This is a genomic window from Natronosalvus vescus (genome assembly GCF_023973145.1).
In the GTDB taxonomy this organism is placed as follows: Archaea; Halobacteriota; Halobacteria; order Halobacteriales; family Natrialbaceae; genus Natronosalvus; species Natronosalvus vescus.
This window is the reverse complement of sequence record NZ_CP099546.1, coordinates 2,982,851-3,008,376: the sequence shown is the minus strand read 5'-3', so window position 1 is coordinate 3,008,376 and position 25,526 is coordinate 2,982,851. Positions and strand designations below refer to the sequence as shown.

The 25,526-nt window shown below is 61.8% G+C and carries 22 protein-coding genes; 17 read left to right on the top strand and 5 right to left on the bottom strand.

The features are described from left to right. Nucleotides 1-7: 7 nt before the first annotated feature. From NGM68_RS14380 to NGM68_RS14350, 7 genes are all read left to right on the top strand, one after another. Nucleotides 8-202, top strand: a complete 195-nt coding sequence (locus NGM68_RS14380; RefSeq protein ID WP_252698928.1) for a DNA-directed RNA polymerase subunit N — start codon at nt 8-10, stop codon at nt 200-202. Further along, nucleotides 202-381 carry a DNA-directed RNA polymerase subunit K gene (locus NGM68_RS14375; RefSeq protein ID WP_252698927.1) on the top strand — a complete coding sequence of 60 codons (180 nt, stop codon included), beginning with the start codon at nt 202-204 and terminating at the stop codon, nt 379-381. Before NGM68_RS14380 ends, NGM68_RS14375 begins: the two co-directional genes overlap by 1 nt. Next, nucleotides 378-1,583: a phosphopyruvate hydratase gene (gene eno / locus NGM68_RS14370; RefSeq protein ID WP_252698926.1), complete on the top strand. Its 1,206-nt coding sequence runs from the start codon at nt 378-380 to the stop codon at nt 1,581-1,583. The genes NGM68_RS14375 and eno overlap by 4 nt, the downstream gene beginning before the upstream one ends. Continuing rightward, the gene (rpsB, locus tag NGM68_RS14365; protein ID WP_252698925.1) at nt 1,580-2,371 is read left to right on the top strand and encodes a 30S ribosomal protein S2; all 792 of its coding nucleotides are present in this window, start codon (nt 1,580-1,582) and stop codon (nt 2,369-2,371) included. Before eno ends, rpsB begins: the two co-directional genes overlap by 4 nt. Before the next feature lie 173 nt (nt 2,372-2,544). Continuing rightward, nucleotides 2,545-3,021: a magnetosome magnetite crystal formation protein family gene (locus NGM68_RS14360; RefSeq protein WP_252698924.1), complete on the top strand. Its 477-nt coding sequence runs from the start codon at nt 2,545-2,547 to the stop codon at nt 3,019-3,021. Between the two features lie 179 nt (nt 3,022-3,200). After that, nucleotides 3,201-4,187, top strand: coding sequence for a mevalonate kinase (mvk, locus tag NGM68_RS14355; protein ID WP_252698923.1), 987 nt, complete (start codon nt 3,201-3,203; stop codon nt 4,185-4,187). Beyond that, nucleotides 4,184-4,930 carry an isopentenyl phosphate kinase gene (locus tag NGM68_RS14350; protein ID WP_252698922.1) on the top strand — a complete coding sequence of 249 codons (747 nt, stop codon included), beginning with the start codon at nt 4,184-4,186 and terminating at the stop codon, nt 4,928-4,930. The genes mvk and NGM68_RS14350 overlap by 4 nt, the downstream gene beginning before the upstream one ends. A 24-nt stretch (nt 4,931-4,954) precedes the next feature. Here NGM68_RS14350 and NGM68_RS14345 read toward each other — a convergent pair whose 3' ends face one another. Both NGM68_RS14345 and NGM68_RS14340 read right to left on the bottom strand, forming a co-directional pair. After that, on the bottom strand, nt 4,955-5,497 hold the full coding sequence (locus NGM68_RS14345) for a gamma carbonic anhydrase family protein (RefSeq protein ID WP_252698921.1): 543 nt from the start codon (nt 5,495-5,497) through the stop codon (nt 4,955-4,957). A 681-nt stretch (nt 5,498-6,178) separates the two neighbouring features. Beyond that, on the bottom strand, nt 6,179-6,979 hold the full coding sequence (locus NGM68_RS14340; protein WP_252698920.1) for an IclR family transcriptional regulator: 801 nt from the start codon (nt 6,977-6,979) through the stop codon (nt 6,179-6,181). Between the two features lie 257 nt (nt 6,980-7,236). On the opposite strand from NGM68_RS14340, the gene NGM68_RS14335 reads away from it, so the two are divergent. The 6 genes from NGM68_RS14335 to NGM68_RS14310 all read left to right on the top strand — a co-directional run bounded on the left by NGM68_RS14335 (nt 7,237) and on the right by NGM68_RS14310 (nt 14,958). Next, nucleotides 7,237-8,487, top strand: a complete 1,251-nt coding sequence (locus NGM68_RS14335; protein ID WP_252698919.1) for a Zn-dependent hydrolase — start codon at nt 7,237-7,239, stop codon at nt 8,485-8,487. Between the two features lie 219 nt (nt 8,488-8,706). Further along, nucleotides 8,707-10,278, top strand: coding sequence for an ABC transporter substrate-binding protein (locus NGM68_RS14330; protein ID WP_252698918.1), 1,572 nt, complete (start codon nt 8,707-8,709; stop codon nt 10,276-10,278). A 60-nt stretch (nt 10,279-10,338) separates the two neighbouring features. Continuing rightward, complete coding sequence (locus NGM68_RS14325) at nt 10,339-11,298, top strand: ABC transporter permease (RefSeq protein ID WP_252698917.1); 960 nt, start codon at nt 10,339-10,341, stop codon at nt 11,296-11,298. Continuing rightward, the gene (locus tag NGM68_RS14320; RefSeq protein WP_252698916.1) at nt 11,298-12,179 is read left to right on the top strand and encodes an ABC transporter permease; all 882 of its coding nucleotides are present in this window, start codon (nt 11,298-11,300) and stop codon (nt 12,177-12,179) included. The genes NGM68_RS14325 and NGM68_RS14320 overlap by 1 nt, the downstream gene beginning before the upstream one ends. Further along, on the top strand, nt 12,176-14,302 hold the full coding sequence (locus tag NGM68_RS14315; protein WP_252698915.1) for a dipeptide ABC transporter ATP-binding protein: 2,127 nt from the start codon (nt 12,176-12,178) through the stop codon (nt 14,300-14,302). Before NGM68_RS14320 ends, NGM68_RS14315 begins: the two co-directional genes overlap by 4 nt. Then, nucleotides 14,299-14,958, top strand: a complete 660-nt coding sequence (locus NGM68_RS14310) for a DUF1028 domain-containing protein (RefSeq protein ID WP_252698914.1) — start codon at nt 14,299-14,301, stop codon at nt 14,956-14,958. Before NGM68_RS14315 ends, NGM68_RS14310 begins: the two co-directional genes overlap by 4 nt. A gap of 372 nt (nt 14,959-15,330) precedes the next feature. Here NGM68_RS14310 and NGM68_RS14305 read toward each other — a convergent pair whose 3' ends face one another. Beyond that, entirely contained in the window at nt 15,331-17,643 is a 2,313-nt protein-coding gene (locus NGM68_RS14305) for an amino acid permease (RefSeq protein ID WP_252698913.1), read from the bottom strand. Nucleotides 17,644-17,880: 237 nt separating this feature from the next. Beyond that, nucleotides 17,881-18,792, bottom strand: a complete 912-nt coding sequence (locus NGM68_RS14300; protein WP_252698912.1) for a DUF726 domain-containing protein — start codon at nt 18,790-18,792, stop codon at nt 17,881-17,883. Between the two features lie 448 nt (nt 18,793-19,240). Here NGM68_RS14300 and NGM68_RS14295 point away from each other — a divergent pair, with 448 nt between their 5' ends. The 3 genes from NGM68_RS14295 (at nt 19,241) to fdhF (ending at nt 23,827) form a co-directional block, all read left to right on the top strand. Next, the gene (locus NGM68_RS14295; protein ID WP_252698911.1) at nt 19,241-20,590 is read left to right on the top strand and encodes a ribonuclease J; all 1,350 of its coding nucleotides are present in this window, start codon (nt 19,241-19,243) and stop codon (nt 20,588-20,590) included. Nucleotide 20,591: 1 nt separating this feature from the next. Next, entirely contained in the window at nt 20,592-21,641 is a 1,050-nt protein-coding gene (gene idsA3 / locus NGM68_RS14290) for a geranylfarnesyl diphosphate synthase (RefSeq protein WP_252698910.1), read from the top strand. 104 nt (nt 21,642-21,745) lie between these two features. Next, nucleotides 21,746-23,827 carry a formate dehydrogenase subunit alpha gene (fdhF, locus tag NGM68_RS14285; protein ID WP_252698909.1) on the top strand — a complete coding sequence of 694 codons (2,082 nt, stop codon included), beginning with the start codon at nt 21,746-21,748 and terminating at the stop codon, nt 23,825-23,827. A gap of 52 nt (nt 23,828-23,879) precedes the next feature. Here fdhF and udk read toward each other — a convergent pair whose 3' ends face one another. Continuing rightward, nucleotides 23,880-24,551, bottom strand: coding sequence for a uridine kinase (gene udk / locus NGM68_RS14280; protein ID WP_252698908.1), 672 nt, complete (start codon nt 24,549-24,551; stop codon nt 23,880-23,882). Nucleotides 24,552-24,693: 142 nt separating this feature from the next. On the opposite strand from udk, the gene NGM68_RS14275 reads away from it, so the two are divergent. Next, on the top strand, nt 24,694-25,458 hold the full coding sequence (locus tag NGM68_RS14275) for an aldo/keto reductase (RefSeq protein WP_252698907.1): 765 nt from the start codon (nt 24,694-24,696) through the stop codon (nt 25,456-25,458). Nucleotides 25,459-25,526 lie beyond the last annotated feature (68 nt).

The window sequence follows — 25,526 nt, the reverse complement described above, 5'->3', positions numbered from 1 at the left end:
TCAGGATATGATGGTACCGGTCCGGTGTTTCACGTGCGGCAACGTCGTCGGCGAACACTGGGAAGCGTTCGACGAACGAGCAAACCAGGGCGACGAGGACCCGCAGGAGGTTCTCGACGACCTCGGCGTCGATCGGTTCTGCTGCCGGCGGATGCTGGTCAGCCACACCGACCTCGTCGACGTCGTCTCACCATACCAGTAATGCAGGGACAACGCCACAACCGATACGAGAAAGCACGCATCCTCGGCGCACGAGCGCTGCAAGTGTCTTACGGGGCACCGGTGTTGATCGACACCGATCAGGCCGAACCGATCCTGATCGCCGCCGAAGAGTACGACGCTGGGGTGCTTCCGTTCACCGTCCACCGAGGATCGAAATGACGCGCATCACCGACGTTCGGCTTCGGGAAGTGCTCGACTCGCGGGGTAATCCCACGGTCGAAGCCGACGTGCTGACCGAAAGCGGCGGCTTCGGGCGCGCAGCTGCGCCGTCGGGTGCGAGCACGGGCGAGTACGAAGCGATCGAACGCCCACCAAACGAAGCGATCGCCGCCGCCCGCGAACACGCCGTCCCGCGTCTCGTCGGTGAGGCGTTCGCCGGCAACCAGCGGGAGGTCGACGCACTCCTTCGGGCGGCCGACGGTACCGACGACTTCTCCGAGATTGGAGCCAACAGCGCGGTCGCCATCTCGATGGCCGCCGCGAAAGCCGGCGCCGACGTGCTCGGTGCCCCGCTGTTCCAGCACCTCGGTGGTGCGTTCCGTGGCGAGAACTTCCCGATTCCGCTCGGAAACGTCATCGGCGGCGGCGAGCACGCCGCCGACGCGACGGACATCCAAGAGTTCCTCTCCGCACCCGTCGGCGCACCGAGCGTCGCGGATGCGGTGTTCGCGAACGCGGCCGTCCACGCCGAAGTGTCGGAGTTGCTCCACGAGCGGGACGTCCCCGCAGGCAAGGGCGATGAGGGTGCCTGGGCGCCGTCGATCGACGACGCCGAGGCGTTCGACATCGTCGACGAGGCCGTCTCGACCATCGAAGACGAGGTCGGCTTCGAGATCCGATTCGGACTCGACGTCGCTGCGGCCGAAATGTACGACGCCGACGCCGGCATCTACGAGTACAGCGACACGACTCGAGACACGGCCGAACAGATCGCCTACATCGCCGACCTGGTCGAGGAGTACGACCTCGTCTACGTCGAGGATCCTCTCGACGAGAACGATTACGAGGCGTTCGCAACTCTCACCGAAGAAGTCGGCGACAGAACGCTCGTCTGCGGTGACGATCTGTTCGTCACCAACACCGAACGCCTCGCCGACGGGATCGAGCAGGGCGCGGCAAACAGCATTCTGATCAAACCGAACCAGATCGGGACGCTCACCGACGCCTTCGACGCGATCGAACTCGCCCGCGAGAACGGGTACGAGTCGATCGTCTCCCATCGATCCGGTGAGACCGAGGACACGACGATCGCACACCTCGCCGTCGCGACCGACGTGCCGTTCATCAAGACCGGCGCAGTCGGCGGCGAGCGAACCGCCAAGCTCAACGAGCTCATCCGAATTGCAGACGATGCGACATGACTGAGGACAACGCACAACAGGACGGACTCGACGCCGCCGAGGCGGAGATCGACGAGGAGCCAGCCGAAGGGGCTGGTCCCGCCGCCGATCCCGCCGAGGACGTCGAGCCAGTAGACGAACAGCCCGCCGCAGCCGACGAGGCCGCGGACGAACAGGAAGCCGAATCAGCCGGACCAGCACTCGACGACGACGTGATGTCCGACGAGGAGGCCGACCTCCTCATCCCCGTCGAGGACTACCTCGGTGCCGGTGTCCACATCGGTACCCAGCAAAAGACCAAGGACATGGAGCGGTTCATCCACCGCGTCCGAACCGACGGTCTCTACGTGCTCGACGTCTCGAAGACCGACGGCCGCATCCGTACGGCCGCGGACTTCCTCGCGAACTACGCCCCCGAACAGATTCTGGTCACCTCGAGCCGTCAGTACGGTCGCTTCCCCGCCGAGAAGTTCGCGGAAGCGGTCGGTGCTCGCGCTCGCACGGGTCGGTTCATCCCCGGCACGCTGACCAACCCCAAATACGCCGGCTACATCGAGCCGGACGTCGTGGTCGTCACCGACCCGATCGGTGACGCCCAGGCCGTCAAGGAGGCGATCACGGTCGGCATTCCCGTGATCGCGATGTGTGACTCGAACAACCAGACCAGCAACGTCGACCTCGTCGTGCCGACGAACAACAAGGGTCGCAAGGCGCTCTCCGTCGTCTACTGGCTGCTGGCCAACGAAGTCCTCGACCGCCGTGGCGCAGAGCCCAATTACGCGCTCGACGACTTCGAGAGCCTCGTATAGACGTTTTCGTTCGGTAAGCGTTCTTTTGTGTCGTCGTGTACTTGAATACCGCACTCCTCGAGGGACGCGTGCGTTTCACCCACAGCGACGACGGTCGTTACGGGAACTGCTGGCATCGCGTACCCAATGGTATGTCGTCATTAGTAATGGACAGGTGTGGTGACACGTACCACATGTACTGTCAGCAGTGTGGGGAGGAACTGTCCAGTCAACGCACGTTCTGCACCGACTGTGGATCGAGCGGAGGGGGAACAGCACACGAGAGTCGAGGATCCACCGAGATCGTGGGTGGGCTCGAGGAACACGTCGCTGGGACGCTGTGTTACCTGTTCGGGTTCGTGACGGGGATCGTGTTTCTCCTGCTGGAGGATAGAAATGAATTCGTCCGATTTCACGCGGCCCAGAGTACGCTCGTCTTTGGCGGCCTCTTCGCCATTGGGATTGGCCTCAACATCGCGATCGTCTTCCTCGAACTCATCCCGGGGATTGGATGGCTGTTCGCAGCCGGGTTCGGATTGATGATGGCGCTGTCTGGACTCCTGATTGGGCCAATCGTGTTCATCCTCTGGCTCGTGCTCATGCTCAAGGCGTACCGGGGAGACCGGTTCGCCCTTCCGGTCGTCGGAGAGATCGCCGAGCGATACGTCTGATCGAGCGGCGAGACCTCGAGTGACGGAAGCGATGTGGGAGCGACCGCCACACGGGCGTCCATCCTGCTAGTGGAGACGAGTGCCTCCATCCTGATGACGGGGGAGACGAGTGTCGGGTACCCAATACGGGCCCGACGCGAGAGGATAGCTATTAACCGTCGTCGTCCGAATCCTGGAATATGACAGTCTCGAGCGCTCCCGGGAAGGTGTATCTCTTCGGGGAGCACGCAGTCGTCTACGGCGAGCCCGCCGTCCCGTGTGCGATCGAACGGCGGGCACGGGTGACCGTCGAACAGCGCGCGGACGACAAACTGCGGGTGCAGGCGGACAATCTCAGCCTGGACGGATTTACCGTCGAGTACGGCGGACGGACGGACGGCCATCCTGACGTCGACGTCCCGGAACACCTGATCACCGCGGCGATGGGCTACGTCGACGAGGCGATCGAACAGGTACGGGACGTGACGGAGGAACCGGACGCCGGTTTCGACGTCATCATCGAGAGCGATATCCCGCTCGGGGCCGGACTCGGGTCGTCCGCGGCGGTCGTCGTCGCCGCTATCGACGCCGCGACCCGAGAACTGGGAGCCACGCTCGAGGTCGACGAACTGGCCGAACGGGCGTTTCAGACCGAGTACGCGGTACAGGATGGACAGGCGTCCAGGGCGGACACGTTCTGTTCAGCAACCGGTGGTGCCGTCCGCGTCGAAGGCGAGGACTGTCGCCGTATCGACGCCCCGGATCTGCCGATCGTCATCGGGTTCGATGGCGGGGCCGGCGAGACCGGCGAACTGGTGTCGGGTGTCCGGGCGCTCCGGGAGGAGTACGCGTTCGCCGCCGATACCGTCGAAACGATCGGGAACGTGGTCAGGCGCGGCGAGGCGGCGCTCGAAGACGGTAACCTCGAGGAGGTCGGTCGACTCATGGACTTCAACCACGGGCTGTTGTCGGCACTCGGCGTCTCCTCGCGGTCGCTCGACACCATGGTCTGGGCGGCGCGAGACGCCGACGCCCTTGGGGCGAAACTGACGGGGGCTGGTGGCGGCGGCTGTATCGTGGCTCTCGATCAGACCGAAGCCAGCGAGACAGCACTGCGGTTCACACCTGGCTGTGAGGACGCCTTCCGCGCCGAACTGGCCGAAACCGGGGTGAAACGGCTCGAATGACGACCGTGCTCAAACTCGGCGGGAGCGTCATCACCGACAAGGATCGGGCCGAAACCCTCGACGGAAATGCGCTCGAGACGGCCGGGACGTCAATCGCCGAGGCCCTCGAGGCCGGAAGCGTTGGGAAACTAGTCGTCGTCCACGGGGGCGGAAGCTTCGGGCACGTCCACGCGAGCGAACACGACGTGAGCACCACCCAGGGCACGCACGACGTCGACGCCGTACACGACATCCACGGAGCGATGAAGACGCTCAACGGGTTCGTCCTCCAGCGACTGCTCGAGGCAGCGATTCCGGCGGTGCCCGTCCATCCGTTCTCGGCCGGGGCTCGCGATCAGGACGGGACGCTCACGTTCGCTACGGAGCCCGTGAAAACGCTACTCGAGGAAGGGTTCGTCCCCGTCCTCCACGGCGACGTCATCGCCCAGCGCGAACGGGGCGTGACCATCATTAGCGGGGACGAACTCGTCACGACGCTGGCGACCGACCTCGAGGCCGAGCGCATCGGGTTGTGTTCGACGGTGCCAGGTGTCCTCGACGACGATGATGAGGTTATCGCCGAAATCGACCGTTACGGTGACGTCGAGGCCGTTCTCGGGGAGAGCGACTCGACGGACGTCACTGGCGGCATGGCTGCGAAGGTGCAGGCGCTGCTTGAGTTGCCGGGCCAGGCCTCTATTTTCGGCCCCGACGCATTGTCGGCGTTTCTCGCGGGCGACCAGCCGGGAACGACGATTCGGTAGCCGCTTCATTCGATTGCCGCTTCGTTAGGACTGGTCGCCCTCACCGTCGACCGCACCGTGTGTCCCCCGCTCGAGCACCTCGGATGTTTCCGTATAGCGTTTCGCGAGATCAACGTAGTGATCCGCAGCGGCCGTCCACGGCGAATCCTCGACGGTCTTCACGACTTCGGCCGGTGCACCGATGGCCAGGACGGAGTCGGGGATCGTCGTGTCTTCGGTGACGACACTGTTCGCGCCGACCAGGCTCTCGGCACCGATTGTGGATCGGTCGAGCACAATCGCCCCCATCCCAACCAGCGCTCGCTCGCCGACGCTCGCGCTGTGAACGATCGCGTTGTGGCCGACCGTCGCATACGGACCGATCGTCGCACCCTCGTGGACGGTGGCGTTGTCCTGGACGTTCGCGCCTTCCTCGAGGACGATCTCGCCGTGGTCGCCCCGGAGGACGGCCCCGGGCCAGACGCTGGCCTCCGCTTCGATAGTGACGTTGCCGATGACGACCGCGCTCTCGTCGACGTACGCCGAGTCGGCGATCGTCGGGGCGTAGCCGTCGAAGGTTCTGATCATATTCGCCAGTTGGGGAGCCTCGAGTAAGCCTTTCTGGAACCTCCGCAGACTTGCCGTGGACTGCTGGCGAACATTGGATCGTCAGATGGGTCACTCGAGCGGATTCCGATTGGAACCAGTCGTCGGCAGTGTAGACCAACATACCATCCATATAGGAATGATTGTTAGATTAGGTTTCTGTGGCATAAGTACCAATATAACAATAGTTATTGGCTCTATTGGGCCCTGTACGTACAGTAAAGCGCCCAATCATATAAACCGAATTCTAATCTTCCATGCGCCCTAGAATTATAAATACACGCCCTATAATACTATACCTCTCCAAGATTTCAGCCCATGGGCTGCGAAAGGTTTCTTAATAGGCGATCATTAAGCCAAAACAATCCCGAGTCCACAATCAGAGCAAACATATTTAAAAAATTATCAATTCCTCAAACCACCATGGTATTGAGGTGTTGCATTGATTATATTATAACGTGTGTCTACGTACTGGCGGTTCGAAAGTATGTCTTAATTGATACTACTCCCACCAGTAGATAGTGCGCGCCTCATCGGATCTCTAAACGAGCGCCGTTCGCCAAATGCGAACGCAACCAGAGTGCCTTTGATTCACCCGGGACGATTTCTCGTTGGGTATTACAGTATTAGGTTTGTAATAGCTCCTTTCGCGAGGATGGGAACCTATAGCGTCCGGCTCGCGTCTGACATGTTGATGCTGGCTTCGGTGACGTTCGCGGCTTCTTTGACCATGTGAGGCACCGCTTCGTGATAATACTCACCATTGAACCGACTCGTGGGGCCGGAGACGCTAACCGCGCCGAGGACAGTACCGTTCGCATTTCGAATCGGGGCACCGACTGCCCGAATGCCCTTGACTTCCTCCTCGTCGTTGACCGCGTACCCCCGCTCGCGAATCCCCTCGAGCTCCTCGATGAGCGTCTCGAGATCGGTAATCGTGTTCTCGGTTTTCTCGACGAGCCCGTAGATGTCGGCAATCTCTCGAACCCGGGACTCGGGCAGATAAGCGAGAACAGCTTTCCCCGTCGAAGTGAAGTGGAGGTAGTCGGTCTTACGTTCCTTTGCGGTGTGGTAGGTATCGCCGACGGCGTTCTCACCCGCTACTTTGTAAATATTCCGCTCGAGACCGTGTTGTTCGGCCATCAGGTGGACGTACTCGCCACTATCCGCGGCGAGTTCCTCGACGACCGATTTTCCGTGTTCGAAGAGCACGTGTCGGTGCCGAACCGATTTTCCGAGGTAGAGAAACTCCAGGCTGAGGTGATACTGGTCACCGCGTTTAACGACCAGTCGTTGCTCCCGAAGCGTATTGAGATACGCGTGGGCGGAACTTTTCGCCATACCGAGTTCCGTCGCCAGTTCCGTTACGCCAGCGCCGTCGAGTGAATCGAGCGTGTCGATGACGTCACAGGCTCGGGCGACTGTTTCGAGGGTGCGAGCGGATCGGTTCTCGTCGCGGGCCATAGCGGGGTCACGTGCGGGTACACCATAGGTGTTCGCATTTGGAGAACACGTTCTGCCTCGAACGGTGAGCTCGATTCAGTGAAATCGGTCTGCCGCCGATACGCGTTCAACACTTCGACTGTGAGGACACTTCGACTCAAACCGACATCTCGGCCACCCCACAGGGTTCGGATTTCGCGAACGGTAACACAGCGAACGGATAGGTGCTGGGAAACGCAAACACTTAACATGAAGTACTTCAGAACGGCGAACTGAGTATGCAGGTCTCTGGAGAGCGGCTTCGATCCGATATCGAAGCGAACGCCGAATGTGGCGTCCTTCCCGACGTCGAGGGCCACGGACGAACCGTACTAACGGGAACTACCGAGAACAAACAAGCACGTGACCGATTCGTCCGCCGTCTCGAGGATGCGGGTCTCGAGGTTCGCGTCGACGCCGTCGGAAACATCGTCGGTCGGTGGGTGTCACCGAATGCTGATCCGTCGCTTGCCCCCGTTGCGATTGGGAGCCACCTCGATTCCGTCCCCTCCGGTGGCATCTTCGACGGTCCACTCGGCACGTACGGAGCCCTCGAGGCCGTCAGAACGCTCCAGGAATCGTCGATTTCGGTCGAGCGGCCGATACACGTCGTCTGTTTCACCGAAGAGGAAGGGCAACGGTTCGGCAACGGTTTGCTCGGGTCGTTGGTCGCCACCGGACGGATGTCCGTCGAGGAGGCGGTTGCGCTCGAGGACGGATCGGGAACGTCCCTCGAGACGGCGCTCGAGCAAATCGGCTACCATGGCAAGGGTCGAATTGACGCCGCCGAGTGGGACGCCTGGCTGGAACTCCACGTAGAACAGGGGACGCGACTCGAGGAGGCTGGCGCGATAGCCGGTGTTGTCACGTCGATCAGCGGGATCACACACTGCTACGTCGACGTAACGGGCGAAGCAGACCACGCCGGATCGACGCCGATGGGCGACCGAACTGACGCGCTCGCGGCGGCGAGCGAACTCATCCTCGACCTCGAGTCGGCGGCCAATCGAATCGTCTCGGCAGAGTCGGCCTCGGCAGTCGGTACGGTCGGAAAGGTGGAAGCCTCACCCAACGCGACGAACGTGATTCCGGGGACGATTCGGCTCGGCGTCGACATTCGTGACGTCGACGCTGACTCGATGGACGCGCTCGTCGCCGCACTCGAGGAAAGCGTACAACGGGTCGAAACAGACCGCGGCGTCGACATCTCCATTACACAACCGTACGACATCCCGCCGGAACCGATGGCAGAACGGTGTCGGGAGGCCCTGCTCGAGGCGGGTGCCGCGACGGGTACCGAGACGCTGTCGCTGCACTCCGGAGCGGCTCACGACACGATGAACGTCGCCAGAGTAACCGACGCTGGGCTTCTATTTGCTCCGTCTCGCGACGGCATTTCGCACAATCCGCGCGAGTGGACAGACTGGGACGACTGCGCAAGCGCCGCCAATGTGATCACGGCTGCGGTTGCCAAACTGGCTGGGGCTTAATTGATACAAAGAGGAGCCTGACAGTCACTGAAGAGGGTTGTCACAACGACCAGTAGTGGTCACTCGAGTGACGGCAGTTCGGGGACGAACGACCCAGATCACTTCCATAATCCATAAGTTTATATATGGTAAATCGAATATCGATAGGTAGGTATGCCAAGCCATCACAGTAGCCGAGAGACTACCAGTTCAGCTTCGGTGCCCAGCCGTCGCCTCTTCATGAAGGCGGCAGCTGCGGGCATCCCGATTGCGTTTGCGGGGTGTCTCGGTGGGGATGACGACGATCCGGGGAACGGAAACGGAAACGGGAACGGCGTGGGCGACGAAACCGAAGTCGACACTGACGACAGCGACGCGACCCATGGTGGTGAAGTGCTCTGGGGCGGCAGCGTTCCGGTACAGAGTCTCGACCCCCACTTCGAGAGTGCCGCCGCCAGTGCACGCGTCCTCGAGAACATCACGCAGGGGCTCGTCAGGGTCAACTGGGAGTACGAACTCGAGCCGCTATTGGCAGAGTCCTGGGACGCCTCCGAGGACAACACGGAACTGACGTTCCAGATCAGGGAGGGAGTACAGTTCCACGACGGGAGCGAGCTGACGGCCGAGGACGTATACGCCTCGTTCAATCGCATTCAGGAACACGAGGGACTTGCCGCCGACTACATGGCACTCGTCGACGGAATGGACACCGACGGCGACTACACGTTCGAGATGACGCTCTCCGAGCCGTTCGCGCCGATGCTCTCCCGGATGGCGACCTCACACATGCACATTATTCCGGCCGACCAGGCCGACCAGAACTCCATCGACGAACCGATCGGCACCGGGCCGTTCGAGTTCGACAGCATGGAACTGGACTCCGAGTTCGTGATGACGCGATTCGACGAGTACTGGGACGACGACCTCCCGTACCTGGACACGGTAACGAAACTCGAGATTTCCGATGACGACAACCGGCTCAACACGTTCAATGCCGGGGAACTCGACTTCATCAACGGGGTTCCACCCCGCCACGCCGATGATCTCGATGACGACCCCGACGTCGATTTCATTCGTCGCTTCCCGCAGTCGCTTACGTACCTCGGATTGAATTGCAACGAGGAGCCCTTCGATGACATCGATGCCCGTCTGGCACTCGACTACGCAATAGACAAACAAGAGGTCATGGAGGCGGCCCTCTATGGACAGGGACAGGTCGCCTCGAGCCCCGCCGCACCCGACAGCGAGTGGGAGCATCCCGACCTCGAGCCCCGCCCACAGGATTACGACCTCGCTCAAGAACACCTCGAGGCTGCCGGCTATCCGGACGGGTTTGAGGTCACATTCCAAATTCCCGAACAGTACAACGATCAGGTAACGGCGGCGCAGGTGATCGAATCGCAGGCTGCACAGGTCGGCATCGACCTCAATATCCAGCTGATCACCTGGAGCAACTGGCTCAGTGACGTTTACACCGATCGTAACTTCGAAGCGACGACGAGTTCCTACCTCGCGCTCTGGTTCCCGGACGCTGGCTTCCACCGGCCGTTCCACACCGATGGGGCGTTCTTCTTTACGGGTTGGGAAGACGACGAGTACAACGACCTTGTCGACGAGGCTCGACGCTACTACGAAATGGAAGACCGCGCACCGCTGTACCATGATGCCGCAGAGATTCTACAGGAACGGCGGTCGGGACACATCCTGCTCTACTGGATGCCCACCCTGATGGCCAGAACGCACGACTTCCAGGGAGAGGTCATGTCACCTGATGGTTCGACCTTCCGCTTCGAGAATACCTGGATGAACTGATCGATACACGTACACACTGCAAGGGATATGATACGGACTTTACCACACGCTCACCGATAGATGGCGTTCGTAAGCTACATCTTCAAACGGCTGGGGTTCATGACGATCACGCTGTTCTTGGTGACGCTGATCACGTTCGGTCTCACGAACATCCTGCCAGGGAACGTCGCACTCCTGATCCTCGGCCCGAACGCGACCGAGCAATCGATCGCCCAGCTCGAGGCACAACTGGGACTCGATCAACCGCTCTACATACAGTACGTCGACTGGATCGTCGGTATGGTTCAGGGCGATATGGGCACGTCCCTCCGGTACGGGACGCCCGTCGCCGACCTGATCGCGATTCGATTGCCACGGTCGCTGTTGCTCGCGGTCACGGCGACGATCATATCGGTGAGTTTGTCGATTCCATTGGGCGTCATCGCCGCAGTGAAGAAGAACTCACCGACCGACCTTACCGCGTCGATGGTCGCGTTCGTCGGCCTCTCGCTGCCCATCTTCCTGTGGGGGCTCGTGTTCATTTACGTGTTCGCGCTAACCCTCGGCGGGTTCCCGACGCGTGGGTACGTCTCACCGATGGAAGACCCCGTCGCGGCTGCACACCACCTCGTGTTGCCGGCCAGCGCGATGGGCGTCGCGCTGACCGCATACATTATGCGCATGACTCGCTCGAGCATGATCGACGAACTGAGCGAAGACTACGTCGAGTTCGCCCGGTCGAAGGGATTGAGCGAACGCGCTGTCGTGCTTCGCCACGCGCTAAAAAACGCCGCGATCCCGGTCATCACGGTCATTGCGTTCCAGTTCAGCTACGCCTTCGGCGGTGTGGTCGTCCTCGAGGAAGTCTTCTCCTGGCCGGGCATCGGTCGGCTCACGCTGACGGCCATCGAGAACCGCGACGTCCCGCTGTTGCAAGGCTGTATCATTGTGATCGCGCTGATCTACATGCTCTCGAACTTCCTCGCGGACACGTTCTACGCTTACGTCGATCCGCGAATCCGCTACGGAGGTGACGAGTAATGTCGACTGAACGCTTTCGCTTGACTGACGAGAAGAAGGCTCACTACGGCCGATTCGTCAAGCAGTTCCGCCGGAACCAGAAGGCGATGCTCGGCCTGTTAATCATCATTGGACTGTTCACGACGGCGATCTTCGCGCCGTTCATTGTCCCGCACGATCCCGAGGCGACCAACGTGCAGGATCGAGAACTCTCGCCGTCGCTCGAGCACCCGATGGGAACCGACGATCTTGGGCGTGACATCTTCAGCCGCGTCATGATGGGTGCACGCATCTCGCTGTACGTCGGGTTCACCTCGATCAGCGCGGCGATGATTATGGGGACGACCATTGGGGTCGTCGCCGGCTACTATCAGGGACTGATCGACGAGGGATTGATGCGCGGAATGGACGCGATGATGTCGTTCCCACCAATCTTGCTCGCCCTGACAATCGTCGCCGTCCTCGAGCCGAGCCTGAACAACGTGATCCTGGCACTGGCGCTCGTGTACACGCCGTTTATCGCCAGGGTGGCCCGCAGCGCAGCGCTGTCGGTGCGCAACGAATCGTTCGTCGAAGCAGCCGTTGCGCGCGGGGAGAGTGACACCTACATCATCTTCCGGGAAGTGTTGCCCAACTGCGTCGGCCCACTGCTCGTCCAGGGGTCGATAAACATCGCGTTCACCATGCTTCTCGAGGCGAGTCTCTCGTTCCTCGGGCTTGGCGTCCAGCCGCCGACCCCGTCGTGGGGCCTGATGATCAACCAGGGCTGGGCCTTCATGGGCGATGCGCCGTGGCTCGTCTTCTTCCCGGCGCTGGCCATCGCCATCGCGGTGATCGGCTTCAATCTGCTGGGCGACGGCCTCCGTGACGTCCTCGATCCAAAGGGGGAGATTATCGAATGACGACTACCAATACACTACTTGCAGTCGACGACCTGCGAACGCAGTTTCGCACCGAAGAGGGCACCGTCACCGCCGTCAACGACGTCTCCTTCACCCTCGATCGCGGGGAAGTGATGGGCATCGTCGGCGAGTCCGGCGCTGGCAAGAGCGTAACCGCCAAATCGATCATGCGGCTCATCCGGTATCCGGGCGAAATCGTCTCGGGATCGATCACGTTCGACGGGCAGGAACTCCTCTCGCTCACGGAAAAAGAGATGCGCAGCGTTCGCGGGAACAAGATCACGCTGATCCCGCAGGATCCGATGACCTCGCTTAATCCCGTCCTCACGGTCGGCCAGCAGATCATCGAAACGATCCGGCTCCACCAGGACGTCGGCGAAGCGGAGGCGCGCGACATTGCCATCGAAGCGATGGAAGATGTCGAAATCCCGGATCCGGCCTCGCGGATCGACGAGTACCCACACGAGTTCTCGGGCGGGATGCGCCAGCGGGTGCTGATCGCCATCGGGCTCGCCTGCGAACCGGATCTCATTATCGCCGACGAGCCGACGACGGCGCTCGACGTGACGACCCAAGCGAAGATCCTCGAACTGTTAAACGATCTTCGAGAAGAGCGCGGCGTCTCGATTCTGATGATTACGCACAACCTCGGTGTGGTCGCCCAGACCTGCGACCGCGTCGGGGTCATGTACGCCGGTAATCTCGTCGAGACGGGACGGGTAGACGATATCTTCGAGCAGCCGAGGCACCCCTACACCCGAACCCTCATCGACGCGATTCCGGCAGTCGACTCCGATCGTAACCGGCTGTACGCCCTCGGCGGGTCGATGCCAGACCTCAAGGCGCTTCCCGACGGTTGCAACTTCGCCGATCGCTGTCCGCACGCCATCGAGGCGTGTCGATCCGGCGGCGATCCAGCGCTCGAGCCGGTCATTGGCGGCCCCGAAGGCGCCCAAGCGGCATGCATCTGGACGGACGAACTCGATCTCTCGGAGCCGGCCGTCGAAGGCGAGGTCGAACGACGCCGTCGGGAGGAACACAACGAGCCCCTCCTCGAGGTGCGAGACCTCGAGAAGCACTTCCCGGCCGGCGACGGGCTCTTCGGGAACCTTTCACTGGCTCGCACCGACGGCGGCGGGCTCACACTCGAGCGACGGTACGTCAAGGCCGTCGACGGCGTGAGCTTCACGATCAACCGCGGCGAGACGGTCGGCCTGGTTGGCGAGAGTGGCTGTGGAAAGTCGACGGTCGCACGGACGGTGATGCAACTGCTCGAGCCGACCGGCGGCGAAGTGTACTTCGACGGGCACCCGTTACACGAACTCGGTAAACGGGAGATTCGAAGCCTCCGCCGAGAGATGCAGATCATCTTCCAGGATCCGAAGAGTTCGCTCAACCCGCGCAAGACCGTCGGCCAGATCATCGGGCGCGGCATGGAGAAACACTCCATCGCGACGGGCGAGGAAAAGCGCGAGCGGATCAAAGACCTGCTCGAACGCGTCGGCTTGCAGGCGAGCGACATCGACAAGTATCCACACCAGTTCTCCGGCGGGCAACAACAGCGGGTCGCCATCGCGAACGCCCTCGCGGTCGAGCCGGAACTGATCGTCTGTGACGAACCCGTCTCGGCGCTGGACGTGAGTGTGCAGGCACAAATTCTGAACCTTCTCGATGACATCCAGGACGAGTTCGGGCTCTCGTTCCTGTTCATCTCCCACAACATCAGCGTCGTCAGGCACCTCTGTGATAGGGTTGCTGTGATGTACCTCGGTAAAATCGCCGAATTCGGCGCCGTCGGCGAGGTGTTTGACCCGCCGTATCACCCCTACACCGAGAGCTTGCTGTCGGCGGTTCCCCACACGAACCCCGATCAGACGAGCGATCGAATCCTGCTCGAGGGGACGGTGCCGAGCCCCCTCGACCCGCCGAACGGCTGTCCGTTCCACACCCGCTGTCCGAAGAAGATTGGCGAGGTGTGTGAGACGGACGAACCGCTTCCCGAGAGGGTCGACGAGAGCAATCACCGGATTGCCTGTCACCTCTCGCTCGAGGAGATGAGTCAGCCGGCGACCCAGACCCAAACGACTCGGGCGACCCAGAGCGCGGAGCGAGAGCAGCCGTGACGTTCTCCATCTGTGCGACGGTCGAGGGCCGTCACGGGGTTGCCGTCGCGACGAAGGCCATCGCCGTCGGGTCGACAGCACCGTTCGTCTGTCGTCGCGGAGCAGTCTGCACCCAGGCGATGACGAGTACGCCTCTCGGCGTCCGAACGATACGAGCCCTCGAGGCCGGCGACGCGATCGATGCGGCCGTCGAGGAACTGCTCGCGGACGACCCACACGCCACGGTGCGGCAAATCCACGGTGTTGACGCTGACGGCGGTGTCGTCGCAATCACGGGCGAGGAGTGCGTCCCGACCGCTGGAGAGCGCGTCGGATCGGAGTATACGGTCGCCGGAAACATGCTCGTCGGTGAGGACGTCCTCGGAGCGATGGCCGATCGGTTCGAGACAACCGTCGGACGGCCGCTTGACGAACGCTTACTCGCGGCGCTCGAGGCGGGTGCGAACGCCGGCGGCGACAAACGTGGGGAACACGCCCAGAGCGCCGCCCTATGCGTGTTCGATCCCGAGGAACCACACCTGGCCCACGACCTTCGTGTCGACGAGCACGAGACCGCCGTGGCGAAACTCGCTCGGATCCACGAGCTCGCGAGACGTGTCGGGAGCGAATGGGAAGAGAAGTATCCTCGAGCGGATCTGCAGCGTCATCCTTGGTAACAGACCCACCAATTCCCATTCTATGAATGAACTAATATAATTTTTACCATACACTATTTGGATCCACAACAATAAAACCAGTATTGAGACACTCTCTTGGGCATTTTAGTCCGAATTGCCAATCTATGTTCCTCCTCAGTTTCGTACTCGAACTATAATTAGATATAACGATATCAGAGCCATAAGTGGCTTATTCCATAGAATTTGAATTCCCAACCCTGCCATCGACATAAATAACAAGAAAAATATGCTTTGGCAGATCTGCCATATTGCATTCATTAGAATTGCGCGAAAGTCATTCGGAGAAACGACCATCGAGACCTGTGCCGTCGGCTACTGGCGAGTTATGGATTCGCTGAGGGTGTCGTGCGGTTAATTGAACAAGACGCGCTCGAGGATCGGCCTGAGGAACGACCCGCGCCTGGTCTTCTTCGAGTGAACGAGCAACACCGGCTGTTCTATCGCGGCCGCGAGCCGATCGGAACGCTGCTCGATGAGCAGATCCGGGAGCCGGCGGTGGGTAACCGTGCTCAGCATGACGAGGTCAGCGCTCTCGAGTTCGGCCGACAACCCGCCGATGGCGTCGTTCGCCCGGACGATTGAACTCTCGACGGGCACCGTACAGATGTCGTCAAGTTCGGCGTGGTAGTCTTCGACCGTCTCGATTAGTTCGTCGGGTGCGTTCTCCGAGACGGCAAAGAGGAATCGCAATCGTGCGTCGAGTTGCGTCGCCAGCGTGTTCGCGAGTTCGACCTTCAGCGGATCGTTGAACGGGCTGCGGTCGGTCACGATGGCGATTTCGTCGACCGGCGTGTGTCGTTCGTGCTGGACGAAGACGACGTCACAGGGGGCGTGCTCGAGGATCCAGTCGGTATCGCGGCCGAACAGCGTGCCGAGCCGGCTGGTCGCCTGCTGGCGGGCGAGGATCAGGTTCGCGCCGGTTCGCTCGGCGAAGTTGACGACGGCGTGGCGGGTGTCGTGGCTGACGATTTCCCCAACTTCGACCGGGACGTCGAGTTCGCTCACCAGCGTGTCGGTTCGTTTCTCGAACGCGACGTCGCGTTCGGAGAGTTCGCTCGCGGCCGTGTCGAGGGGTACCTGGTCGGGGACTTCGTCGAACCGGATCACTCGGATTCGCCCGCCCTGGCTACGGACGATGGGCGCGGCGAGTTGCAAGAGGGCGTTTTCTTGCTCGCGGGAAACGTCCTGGCGAAGCGGGATCAACACCTCGTATCGGTCGTTGCGCGCGAATTCCGCTTCGGTGTCGCGGACGAACTGTTTGCCAGCTTCGCGTCTGGCGAGGCCGACGGCGACGCCCTCGCGTTCGACCCGGTCGCGGGCGTAGTAGTGGTACCAGACGAACCCGAAGATCGTGATAACGATAGTACCGACGACCGGGAGCCAGTCCATTTGCGCGATGATGAACACCCCCGAGACGATGCCGAAGAGCTGAACCCAGGGGTAGGCTGGGGTGTGAAAATCCGGCTGGTACCACTCGAGGTCGCGTTCACGGAAGGCGATCAATGCGCCACACACCAAAATGTAGACGAGAATCTGGAAGGCACCGGCCATCTTCGCGATGTCGTCGACGGGCATGGTGGCGACGATGAGGACGATGACCGCCCCGGTCGTGAGGATGGCAACGAACGGCGTCTTGAACCGAGGGTGGATGTACTCGAACGCCGGGACGAAGAGCTTGTCACGACTCAACGCCAGTGGGTATCTCGAGGCAGTCAAAATGCCGGCGTTGGCCGTGCTGACGAGTGCGAGCAGCGCCGCGAGGACGATCGCGGCGACGGCACCGAATCCGATGGCGAGTTCCATACCGGCAACCGGAATCGTCATGTCACCGAACAGCAACTCGGTCGCGAGCGCCATCGGTTCTTCCGAGCCGGCCAGCTCGTCGCCCTCGATGATACCGACGAGGACGAACACGAGTAAAGCGTACAGAAAGCTGGTCGCGATCAGCGAGATGAGTAACCCGAGCGGAAGGTTCCGGCCGGGATTTTCGATCTCTTCGGCAACTGCTGCGACCTTCGTCACGCCGGCGTAGGAAACCAAGACGAGTGCCGTCGCGTTCAGAATGCCGCCGATTCCTTCGCCAAAGAAATCGGCGTAGTTCGCCGCCTCGACCTGGACGATGGCGGCGGCGACGAACCCGGAGAGGATCACGAGCATGACGATCACCATGATCAACTGGAGCCCCCCGGTCTGTTTGACCCCGAGGAGATTGACGCCGATGAGGACGAGCGCCAACGTGACGCCGAGGGCCCTGACGCCGGGAACCGTGAGCGCGAACTCGAGCCCCGGAATCGCCAGCTCCCAGGTCGGGAGCGCGTAGACAAAGTGAATGTAGAACATACCGCCGTAGAGCGCGAGCGAGCCTTTGAGCATCAACATGAGCCAGGTGCCCAGCCCTGCGATCGTGCCGGCTGCCGGCCCCATTCCGCGCTCGATGAACACGTAATCCCCACCGGCTTCGGGCATGGCCGTGCCGAGCTCGGCGATGCTGAGTGCGGCGGGGACGACCAGAATAGCGGCGAGGACGAACGCGACGATCACGGACGGTCCGGCAATGGCCATCGCCAATCCAGGGAGGATGAAGATGCCGCTGCCGATCATCGCACCCATACTGATCGCAATGACGGCGAACAGACCCAGGTCTCGCTCGAGATCCTTCGACATAGCTCACGTACCCATTTTGTACGAGTGTTTAGAAATGTTTGTATTTCGGATATCGTCGTTACATTGACCGGTTGAAAGCGACGTTGGTGGCAAAATTTAGTGTGAAAAGAGATCGTTTGACCGATTTTCTTGACGCCCATTCAACCCAACCACCCGCTGTGAAGTCCCCTCGTACCAGCGTCTGGGTACAGCGCAAACGCCCGGTACCCGATCGATCGAAATCCGTCGAGAATCGGATCAGAACGTCGCGATGACCTCGTGGAGACACCCGTCGGGTTTGTAATGGCTGAAGTGATCCGGGACGTAGTCGACGTTGTGATCGGCGTAGTTCGCCGGCGGCGTACCGTCGATCGTGCTCGCACCGATCGCGGTGCCCCACTCGGCCGTGCTGTACGCCCAGTCGAGCACCGCGTCGTCGTTCATCCAGAAGTTATCCAACCGGCCGACCGCGGAACCGATCGCTGACCCGTAGGTTCCCTCGAGTGACGGGCTGTCGTTGTCCGCCGCGCCGCCGAGCAACGTTGCACTTTCGACGACGTCGTGGTAGCCCCAGTGAGCGAGCGTGTCGATGGCGCTGAGGGCGACGCGTGCCCCGAGTGAGTGACAGCACAGCCGTAGCGTGACGTTCGGGTTCTGTGCGCGATAGGCGATGAGGAAGTGAGCGAGTTTCGGCCCGTTCTGTTCGGCGATGCTCGTCGCGTTATACCAGCCGTAATCGGCGTCCCAGGTGTAGCCGACCACCGGATGGTCGTAGCCCTCGAGGTCGAAGGTGAATCCGGCTTCGCTCACCGAGCAGACGCCACCCTCGAGGTCGTTGTTCCAGCCGTGGGCGTGAATCAGGAGTTCGTCCGGTGACGATCCGTCCAGTCCCGGAATCGGATCACCGGCGACGTCGTAGTTGGTCTCGTCGTTGCCGTCCGTGATGTAGACGCTTCCCCACCAGGTCGTATCGAAGTGACCGCGTGTCGTGACTCGCGGGTACCACATCGGCGGATCGTCACACGAATCCTCTTTGCCGGCCTGGGCGGGCGATGAAGCGAGTGCAAGTCCACCGAGGCCAACGGCTGAGGCACCGACGCCTCGCAGGATTGTTCGTCTCGAGACCGATCGATCATTCCCTGGCACCGACGAAGTGTGTCGTGGTGACATATGACCCACGACAACGAGCGCTGACATTAATGTTATCATGAATGATGGTGTAGAATAATATCCTAAGCAACGTGTAAAACGTTGCACTAATTGCTCGTTTATGCCACACAGAACCGGCGCAAAACGACGGTTGAGCCTCTCGGAGCCAGCAGTGGTGTTAGAGCGACTCGAGAACGGAGGCATCGCACGTCCCAAAACGGGAGGCGGTATCGAGGAGGCTCGGAAAACCCACGGACTTTATACTCCCTGGGTGTGTAGTCGGCAGTAGCGAAACCCGCGGGCAAGTGCGATCGTGTGGTGTGGTTACGGCGTCGCCGTGATCTCGCCCGGAACCGATCCCGATCGCATAGCGGGACTGTGGCCGACGCGACACCGTGCCGGTCTGCCGTACCTGGGAGTCCGCGGACCGTTTCGATGAGTGCGACGACCGCGCTCAGTGTATACAACCATGGAAATCGAAATTGCAACCATTGGCGGTTACGAGGAAGTTGGGCGGCAGATGACTGCCGTTCGCGCAGGAAACGACGTCGTTATCTTCGACATGGGACTGAACCTCTCACAGGTTCTGATCCACGACAACGTCGAAACCGAACGAATGCACAGCCTGGATCTGATCGACATGGGCGCCATCCCGGACGACCGGGTCATGAGCGACCTCGAGGGCGACGTGCAGGCGATCGTTCCGACCCACGGCCACCTCGACCACATCGGAGCCATCTCCAAGCTCGCCCACCGGTACAACGCGCCAGTCGTCGCGACCCCGTTCACGATCGAGCTGGTCAAACAGCAGATCGAGGGCGAACAGAAGTTCGGCGTCGAGAACGACCTGATCAAGATGGATCCCGGCGAGTCGATGACGATCGGCGACCACGGGGTCGAACTCGAGTTCGTCAACGTCACCCACTCGATCATCGACGCGATCAACCCCGTCCTCCACACCCCGGAGGGTGCCATCGTCTACGGCCTCGACAAGCGCATGGATCACACGCCGGTGCTCGGCGACCCGATCGACATGAAGCGCTTCCGTGAGATTGGCCGCGAGGACAACGGCGTCCTCTGTTACATCGAGGACTGTACGAACGCGAACAAGAAGGGGCGAACCCCCTCCGAGAACGTCGCCCGCGAACACCTCCGTGACGTCCTCTACAGCATGGAGGACTACGACGGTGGCATCGTCGCCACGACGTTCTCGAGCCACATCGCTCGTGTAAAATCCCTCGTCGAGTTCGCCGACGACATCGGTCGCCAGCCCGTCCTGCTCGGCCGCTCGATGGAGAAATATTCGGGCACCGCCGAGCGACTCGACTTCGTCGATTTCCCCTCTGATCTGGGTATGTTCGGCCACCGCAAGTCCGTCGATCGAACCTTCAAACGCATCATGAACGAGGGCAAGGAGAACTTCCTACCCGTCGTGACGGGCCACCAGGGCGAACCGCGCGCGATGCTCACCCGGATGGCACGTGGCGAGACGCCGTACGAACTGGACGATGGCGATAAGGTCGTCTTCTCCGCCCGCGTTATCCCGGAGCCGACCAACGAGGGACAACGCTACCAGGCCGAGAAACTACTCGGCATGCAGGGCGCTCGTGTCTACGACGACATTCACGTCTCTGGTCACCTGAACCAGGAGGGCCACTACAAGATGCTCGACGCCCTCCAGCCACAGCACATCATCCCCGCTCACCAGAACTTGAAAGGGCTCTCGGGCTACGTCGGCCTGTGTGAAGGCGAAGGCTACCAGATGGGGCGTGACGTCCACGTCTCTCGCAACGGGAACATCATCCAGCTCGTCGACTAACATGACATCCCCCGAGGCACGAGAAAAAGCGGTACTCGAGGCCGTTGGCGAGCGACGAGACCTCGTCAACGACGCCATTCCCGAGGAACTGCCGATACAGCGACCCGAGCGGCTCTACGAGGCGTCGCGCTACCTGCTCGATGCGGGCGGTAAACGCCTCCGGCCGACGGTGTTGCTGGCGGCTGCCGAAGCCCTCGCGGACGTCGAGACGCTCTCGACGCCGTACCGGGAGTTCCCCACCCTCACCGACTCGACGGTCGACATCATGGCCGCCGCCGTCAGCGTCGAGGTCATCCAGTCGTTCACGCTGATCCACGACGACATCATGGACGACGACGACCTCCGTCGGGGCGTACCCGCAGTGCACAAGGCCTACGACCTCGAGACGGCCATCCTCGCCGGCGACACCCTCTACTCGAAAGCGTTCGAGATTATGCTCGAGACGGGTGCGGATGCCGATCGCACCGTCCAGGCGCTGGACATCCTCGCGAAGACGTGCACGAAGATCTGTGAGGGACAGTCCCTCGACGTCAGTTTCGAGGCCCGCGACGACGTCACGCCCGAGGAGTACCTCGAGATGGTCGAACAGAAGACGGCCGTCCTGTACGCCGCGTCTGCCTGTCTCCCGGCCGTGTTGCTGGGTGCCGATCAGGAGACCGTCGACGCCCTCTATGGCTACGGGCTGGACGTCGGCCGAGCCTTCCAGATTCAGGACGACGTGCTCGACCTGACCGTACCGAGCGAGAAACTGGGGAAACAGCGCGGCAGCGACCTCGTCGAGAACAAACAGACCCTGATCACCGTCCACGCTCGCGAGCAGGGTGTCGACATCGAATCGCTCGTGGACACGACGGACGTCGAAGCGGTGACCGAAGCCGAAATCGACGACGCCGTCGCTACCCTCGAGGAGGCCGGATCGATCGAGTACGCCAACGAGAAGGCTCGCGACCTCGTCACCCGTGGAAAGGCTCGCCTCGAAATGTTGCCCGACAACGAGGCCCGAAAGCTGTTGTTCCAGGTGGCCGACTACTTGATCGAACGCGGCTACTGACGGGTTTTCCGGTCGTTTTGGCTGATTCTCAGTGGTCTGCTAGCACCGCCATCAACATCGAGCCTACGCTAACAACTAAATGCGTGACGGTGTCACATACACCCATGAGCTCAGACGACGAGGGCGTCCACACGATCTGTCCGTACTGCGGGGTCGGCTGTGGACTCAAACTGCTCGAGGAGGACGAACCCGGGTCGGTTCGCCTCCAGCCGTGGTTCGACGCGCCGGTGAACGATGGTGCGCTGTGCATCAAGGGTGGCGCGTCGACCCAGGTCGTCGACCACGAGGATCGGTTGACGGAACCGCTTATTCGCGAAGGTGAATCCTTCCGGGAAGCCACCTGGGACGAAGCACTCGAGCATATCGTCGACGAACTCGAGCGGTTGGACGACGAGTACGGCCCGGACGCGACCGGTTTTTTCGCCTCTTCGAAGGTGATGAACGAGGAGAACTACCTGCTCCAGAAACTCGCCCGTCGCTACGGGACGAACAACGTGGACAACTGCACGCGAATGTGTCACGCCTCGACGGTGTACACGCTCCGCCAGAGCCTGGGTGCGGGGGCGATGACCAACAGCATGGCCGATCTCGAGGAAGACGGTGAGGTCTACTGGGTGCAGGGGGCAAACCCGGCCGAACAGCACGTCATCGCCCACAGCAACTACTTCCGGCAGGCGACGCTCGACGGCGCGACGCTCATCCAGGTCGACCCCCACGCGAACAAGACCAGCCGGGACGCCGACATCCACCTCCAGCTCAAACCCGGTACCGACATCCCGCTGCTCAACATCGTCCTCAAGACCATCATCGACGAGGGACTGTACGACGAGGACTTCATCGAGGCGCGAACGACGGGCTTCGACCACCTCGAGGCCACCCTGGCAGAGTTCGATATGGAAGACGCAGCGGACATCTGCGGCATCCCGCTCGAGGATATCCAGGAGGCCGCCCGCATCTACGCCGAGGCCGACAACGCTGCCATCTTCACCGGCATGGGGATGAGCCAGCACGCCTGCGGCGTCGACAACGTCCAGAACGAGGTCAACCTCGCACTCATTACGGGCAATCTGGGCCGTCCAGGAACCGGTGTCAACCCCCTCCGCGGTCAGAACAACGTCCAGGGAACCTGTGACGTCGGCGCGATGCCGAACGTCCTCCCGGGTTACCTGGAAGTCGACGACGACGAGGCGCGCGAGTCGGTCGAGGACGTGTGGGGGTTCGAGATTCCACCCGAACCGGGGCTGACGAACGTCGAGGTGTCGAACGCCATCGGGGACTCGATCCACGGCCTGTTCGTTATGGGCGAGAACCCGGTGATGAGCGAACCGGACGCCCTCGAGGTGGAAAAACGGATGGCCGACCTCGAATTCCTCGCCGTCCAGGATATCTTCATGACCGAAACCGCCGAGTTCGCAGACGTCGTCCTTCCCGCGACTACCTGGGCCGAACGCGGCGGTACCGTCACGAACACCGACCGACGGGTGCAACTGATGCGCCCGGCAACGAGCGTCCCCGGAAACACCCGCCACGACCTCGACATCCTCAGTGAGCTGGGAACCCGACTGTTCGGGGAGGGGTTCGACTTCGACGGGCCAGAGGCGGTCTTCGAGGAGCTTCGAGAGGTGTGTCCGATCTACCACGGGATCACCTACGACAGCATCGGTCTCGAGGGTGTCCAGTGGCCCTGTTACGAGGAGGGCGACGAGGGCGACCAGTACCTCTACGCGGAGTCGTTCGACACCGAGGACGGCCTGGGCGTAATCCGGGGGGTTCGCCACCAGCCACCTGCTGAGGTCGAGGACGAGGAGTTCCCGCTCGTGCTGACGACGGCGAGACTCGAGGAACACTACAATACGGGAACGATGAGTACGCGCTCGCCCACCCTCCGTCGGAAGACGCCGGAGAACTTCGTCGACATCCACCCGGCCGACGCCGCCGACCGCGGGATCGAAGACGGCGACTACGTCACGCTACGCTCACGCCGGGGCGAAATCGTTCTCGAGGCACAGGTCACCGAGGACATCAAGGAGGGCGTGGTCTGGACGACGCCGCACTTCGCGGACGCGCGGGCGAACACGCTCACGAACGACGTGCTCGATCCGCTGGCGAAGATTCCGGAGTACAAGGCTGCGGCCGCGGAGGTCGAACCAGTCGGCTCGAGCGAGCAAGAAGCCGCAGACGACTGAACACAAAGCGCTTTCCGACGGGGACATCCGAAGAGAATCGCGAAGCCCAGTCTCAGTCTTCGAACGACTCGAGCGCCCCTCGCCGGTCGTGCTCATCGTCGACGGGTTCGCCGACCAGTTCCGCCTCGATCTTCTCGGTCAGGAGGTCGATCGCCATCCGGTTGACTCCTTCGGGGATAATGATGTCGGCATGTTTTTTCGTCGGTGCGACGAAGCGCTCGTGCATCGGTTTGACCGTCTCGAGGTACTGATCGATGACACCCTCGAGGTCGCGCCCACGGTCGATAACGTCGCGCTGGATGCGGCGGAGGATCCGCACGTCGGCGTCGGTCATCACGTACACCCGCAGATCGAGCATCTCGAGGAGTATCTCGTCGTACAGCGCCAGGATGCCCTCGACGACGATGACCTCGGTTGGTTCGACGCGGACAGTTTCCTCTTTTCGATTGTGAATTTCGAAGTCGTAATGGGGCATCTCGATCGGTTGGCCCATCGAGAGCGCGTCGAGGTGTTCCCGGATCAGTTCCCACTCGAACGCGTCCGGGTGGTCGTAGTTGACCTCCCTGCGTTCGTCGTACGCGAGGTGAGAGAGATCCTCGTAGTAGTTGTCGAGTGGGATCCGGGTGACGCCCTCGCCGACCGTGTCTGCGACCGCTCGAGAGACGGTCGTTTTCCCGGCGCCGGTTCCCCCGGCGATGGCGATGACGAACGAGGGAATGCTCATGGGACGTAGGTCGAAACCGACGGTTAAGAAGACAGTGATCCGCGCCTGAGCGTACAGTGGGTTCTCCTCGGTGTAGCCACCTCTGCCAGTGCGTCCGATCCTCGAGCGGCGGATACTTTTCGCCGGAGCCGATAACCGGGGTATGGAACTCCCACCAGTCGGCCTCGGCACCATGGGAATCGAGGATCCCGATGTCGTCGCGACGGCGCTCGAGGTCGGCTACCGCCACCTCGATACGGCCCAGATCTACGACAACGAGACCGTCGTCGGCGAGGGGATCGCCCGGAGCGACGTCCCCCGATCTGAACTAACGGTCGCGACGAAAGTCTGGGCAGACAGCCTCTCCCCCAAAGCCGTCCGTCGCTCCACCGACGAGAGCCTCGAGCGCCTCGGACTCGAGACGATCGACTTGCTGTACGTTCACCGACCGATCGACACCTACGATCCCGAGCGGACGCTGCCGGCGTTCGACGCCCTGCGGACGAACGGGCTCATCGAGCACGTCGGCCTGAGTAACTTTTCGGTGGCGGAACTCGAGACCGCACGGTCGATTCTCGAGGCACCGATCGCCGCCCACCAGATCGAGTTTCATCCTCTGTTCCAGTCGCCGGAATTGCTCGCCCACGCCCGTGATCACGGCTATCCCGTCGTCGCCTACTCGCCCCTGGCCGGTGGACGGGTTCGCGACCTCGAGTCCGTCTGTGCGGTCGCCGACCGTCATGACACGACGCCCGAGGCGGTCGCGCTGGCCTGGGTGCTCGCCCACGACGGCGTGCGGGCGATTCCGAAAGCCAGCAGCCGCGACCACCTCGAAGCGAACCTGTCGGCGACCGATATCGACCTCGAGGCCGCAGACGTCGCTGCCATCGACGGCATCGACCGTACCGAGGAGTTATTTCCGGAGTAAGCGAGGTCGGTGTTCGTGACCCTGGAGTAAGCCGACCCCGGTGTGAGTGCCGACCGATTGGCCGGACG

Coding starts and splice junctions, on each gene's coding strand:
- NGM68_RS14380 (WP_252698928.1), top strand. CDS start 8: ATGATGGTACCGGTCCGGTGTTTCACGTGCGGCAACGTCGTCGGCGAA.
- NGM68_RS14375 (WP_252698927.1), top strand. CDS start 202: ATGCAGGGACAACGCCACAACCGATACGAGAAAGCACGCATCCTCGGC.
- eno (WP_252698926.1), top strand. CDS start 378: ATGACGCGCATCACCGACGTTCGGCTTCGGGAAGTGCTCGACTCGCGG.
- rpsB (WP_252698925.1), top strand. CDS start 1,580: ATGACTGAGGACAACGCACAACAGGACGGACTCGACGCCGCCGAGGCG.
- NGM68_RS14360 (WP_252698924.1), top strand. CDS start 2,545: ATGTACTGTCAGCAGTGTGGGGAGGAACTGTCCAGTCAACGCACGTTC.
- mvk (WP_252698923.1), top strand. CDS start 3,201: ATGACAGTCTCGAGCGCTCCCGGGAAGGTGTATCTCTTCGGGGAGCAC.
- NGM68_RS14350 (WP_252698922.1), top strand. CDS start 4,184: ATGACGACCGTGCTCAAACTCGGCGGGAGCGTCATCACCGACAAGGAT.
- NGM68_RS14345 (WP_252698921.1), bottom strand. CDS start 5,497: ATGATCAGAACCTTCGACGGCTACGCCCCGACGATCGCCGACTCGGCG.
- NGM68_RS14340 (WP_252698920.1), bottom strand. CDS start 6,979: ATGGCCCGCGACGAGAACCGATCCGCTCGCACCCTCGAAACAGTCGCC.
- NGM68_RS14335 (WP_252698919.1), top strand. CDS start 7,237: ATGCAGGTCTCTGGAGAGCGGCTTCGATCCGATATCGAAGCGAACGCC.
- NGM68_RS14330 (WP_252698918.1), top strand. CDS start 8,707: ATGAAGGCGGCAGCTGCGGGCATCCCGATTGCGTTTGCGGGGTGTCTC.
- NGM68_RS14325 (WP_252698917.1), top strand. CDS start 10,339: ATGGCGTTCGTAAGCTACATCTTCAAACGGCTGGGGTTCATGACGATC.
- NGM68_RS14320 (WP_252698916.1), top strand. CDS start 11,298: ATGTCGACTGAACGCTTTCGCTTGACTGACGAGAAGAAGGCTCACTAC.
- NGM68_RS14315 (WP_252698915.1), top strand. CDS start 12,176: ATGACGACTACCAATACACTACTTGCAGTCGACGACCTGCGAACGCAG.
- NGM68_RS14305 (WP_252698913.1), bottom strand. CDS start 17,643: ATGTCGAAGGATCTCGAGCGAGACCTGGGTCTGTTCGCCGTCATTGCG.
- NGM68_RS14300 (WP_252698912.1), bottom strand. CDS start 18,792: ATGTCACCACGACACACTTCGTCGGTGCCAGGGAATGATCGATCGGTC.
- NGM68_RS14295 (WP_252698911.1), top strand. CDS start 19,241: ATGGAAATCGAAATTGCAACCATTGGCGGTTACGAGGAAGTTGGGCGG.
- idsA3 (WP_252698910.1), top strand. CDS start 20,592: ATGACATCCCCCGAGGCACGAGAAAAAGCGGTACTCGAGGCCGTTGGC.
- fdhF (WP_252698909.1), top strand. CDS start 21,746: ATGAGCTCAGACGACGAGGGCGTCCACACGATCTGTCCGTACTGCGGG.
- udk (WP_252698908.1), bottom strand. CDS start 24,551: ATGAGCATTCCCTCGTTCGTCATCGCCATCGCCGGGGGAACCGGCGCC.
- NGM68_RS14275 (WP_252698907.1), top strand. CDS start 24,694: ATGGAACTCCCACCAGTCGGCCTCGGCACCATGGGAATCGAGGATCCC.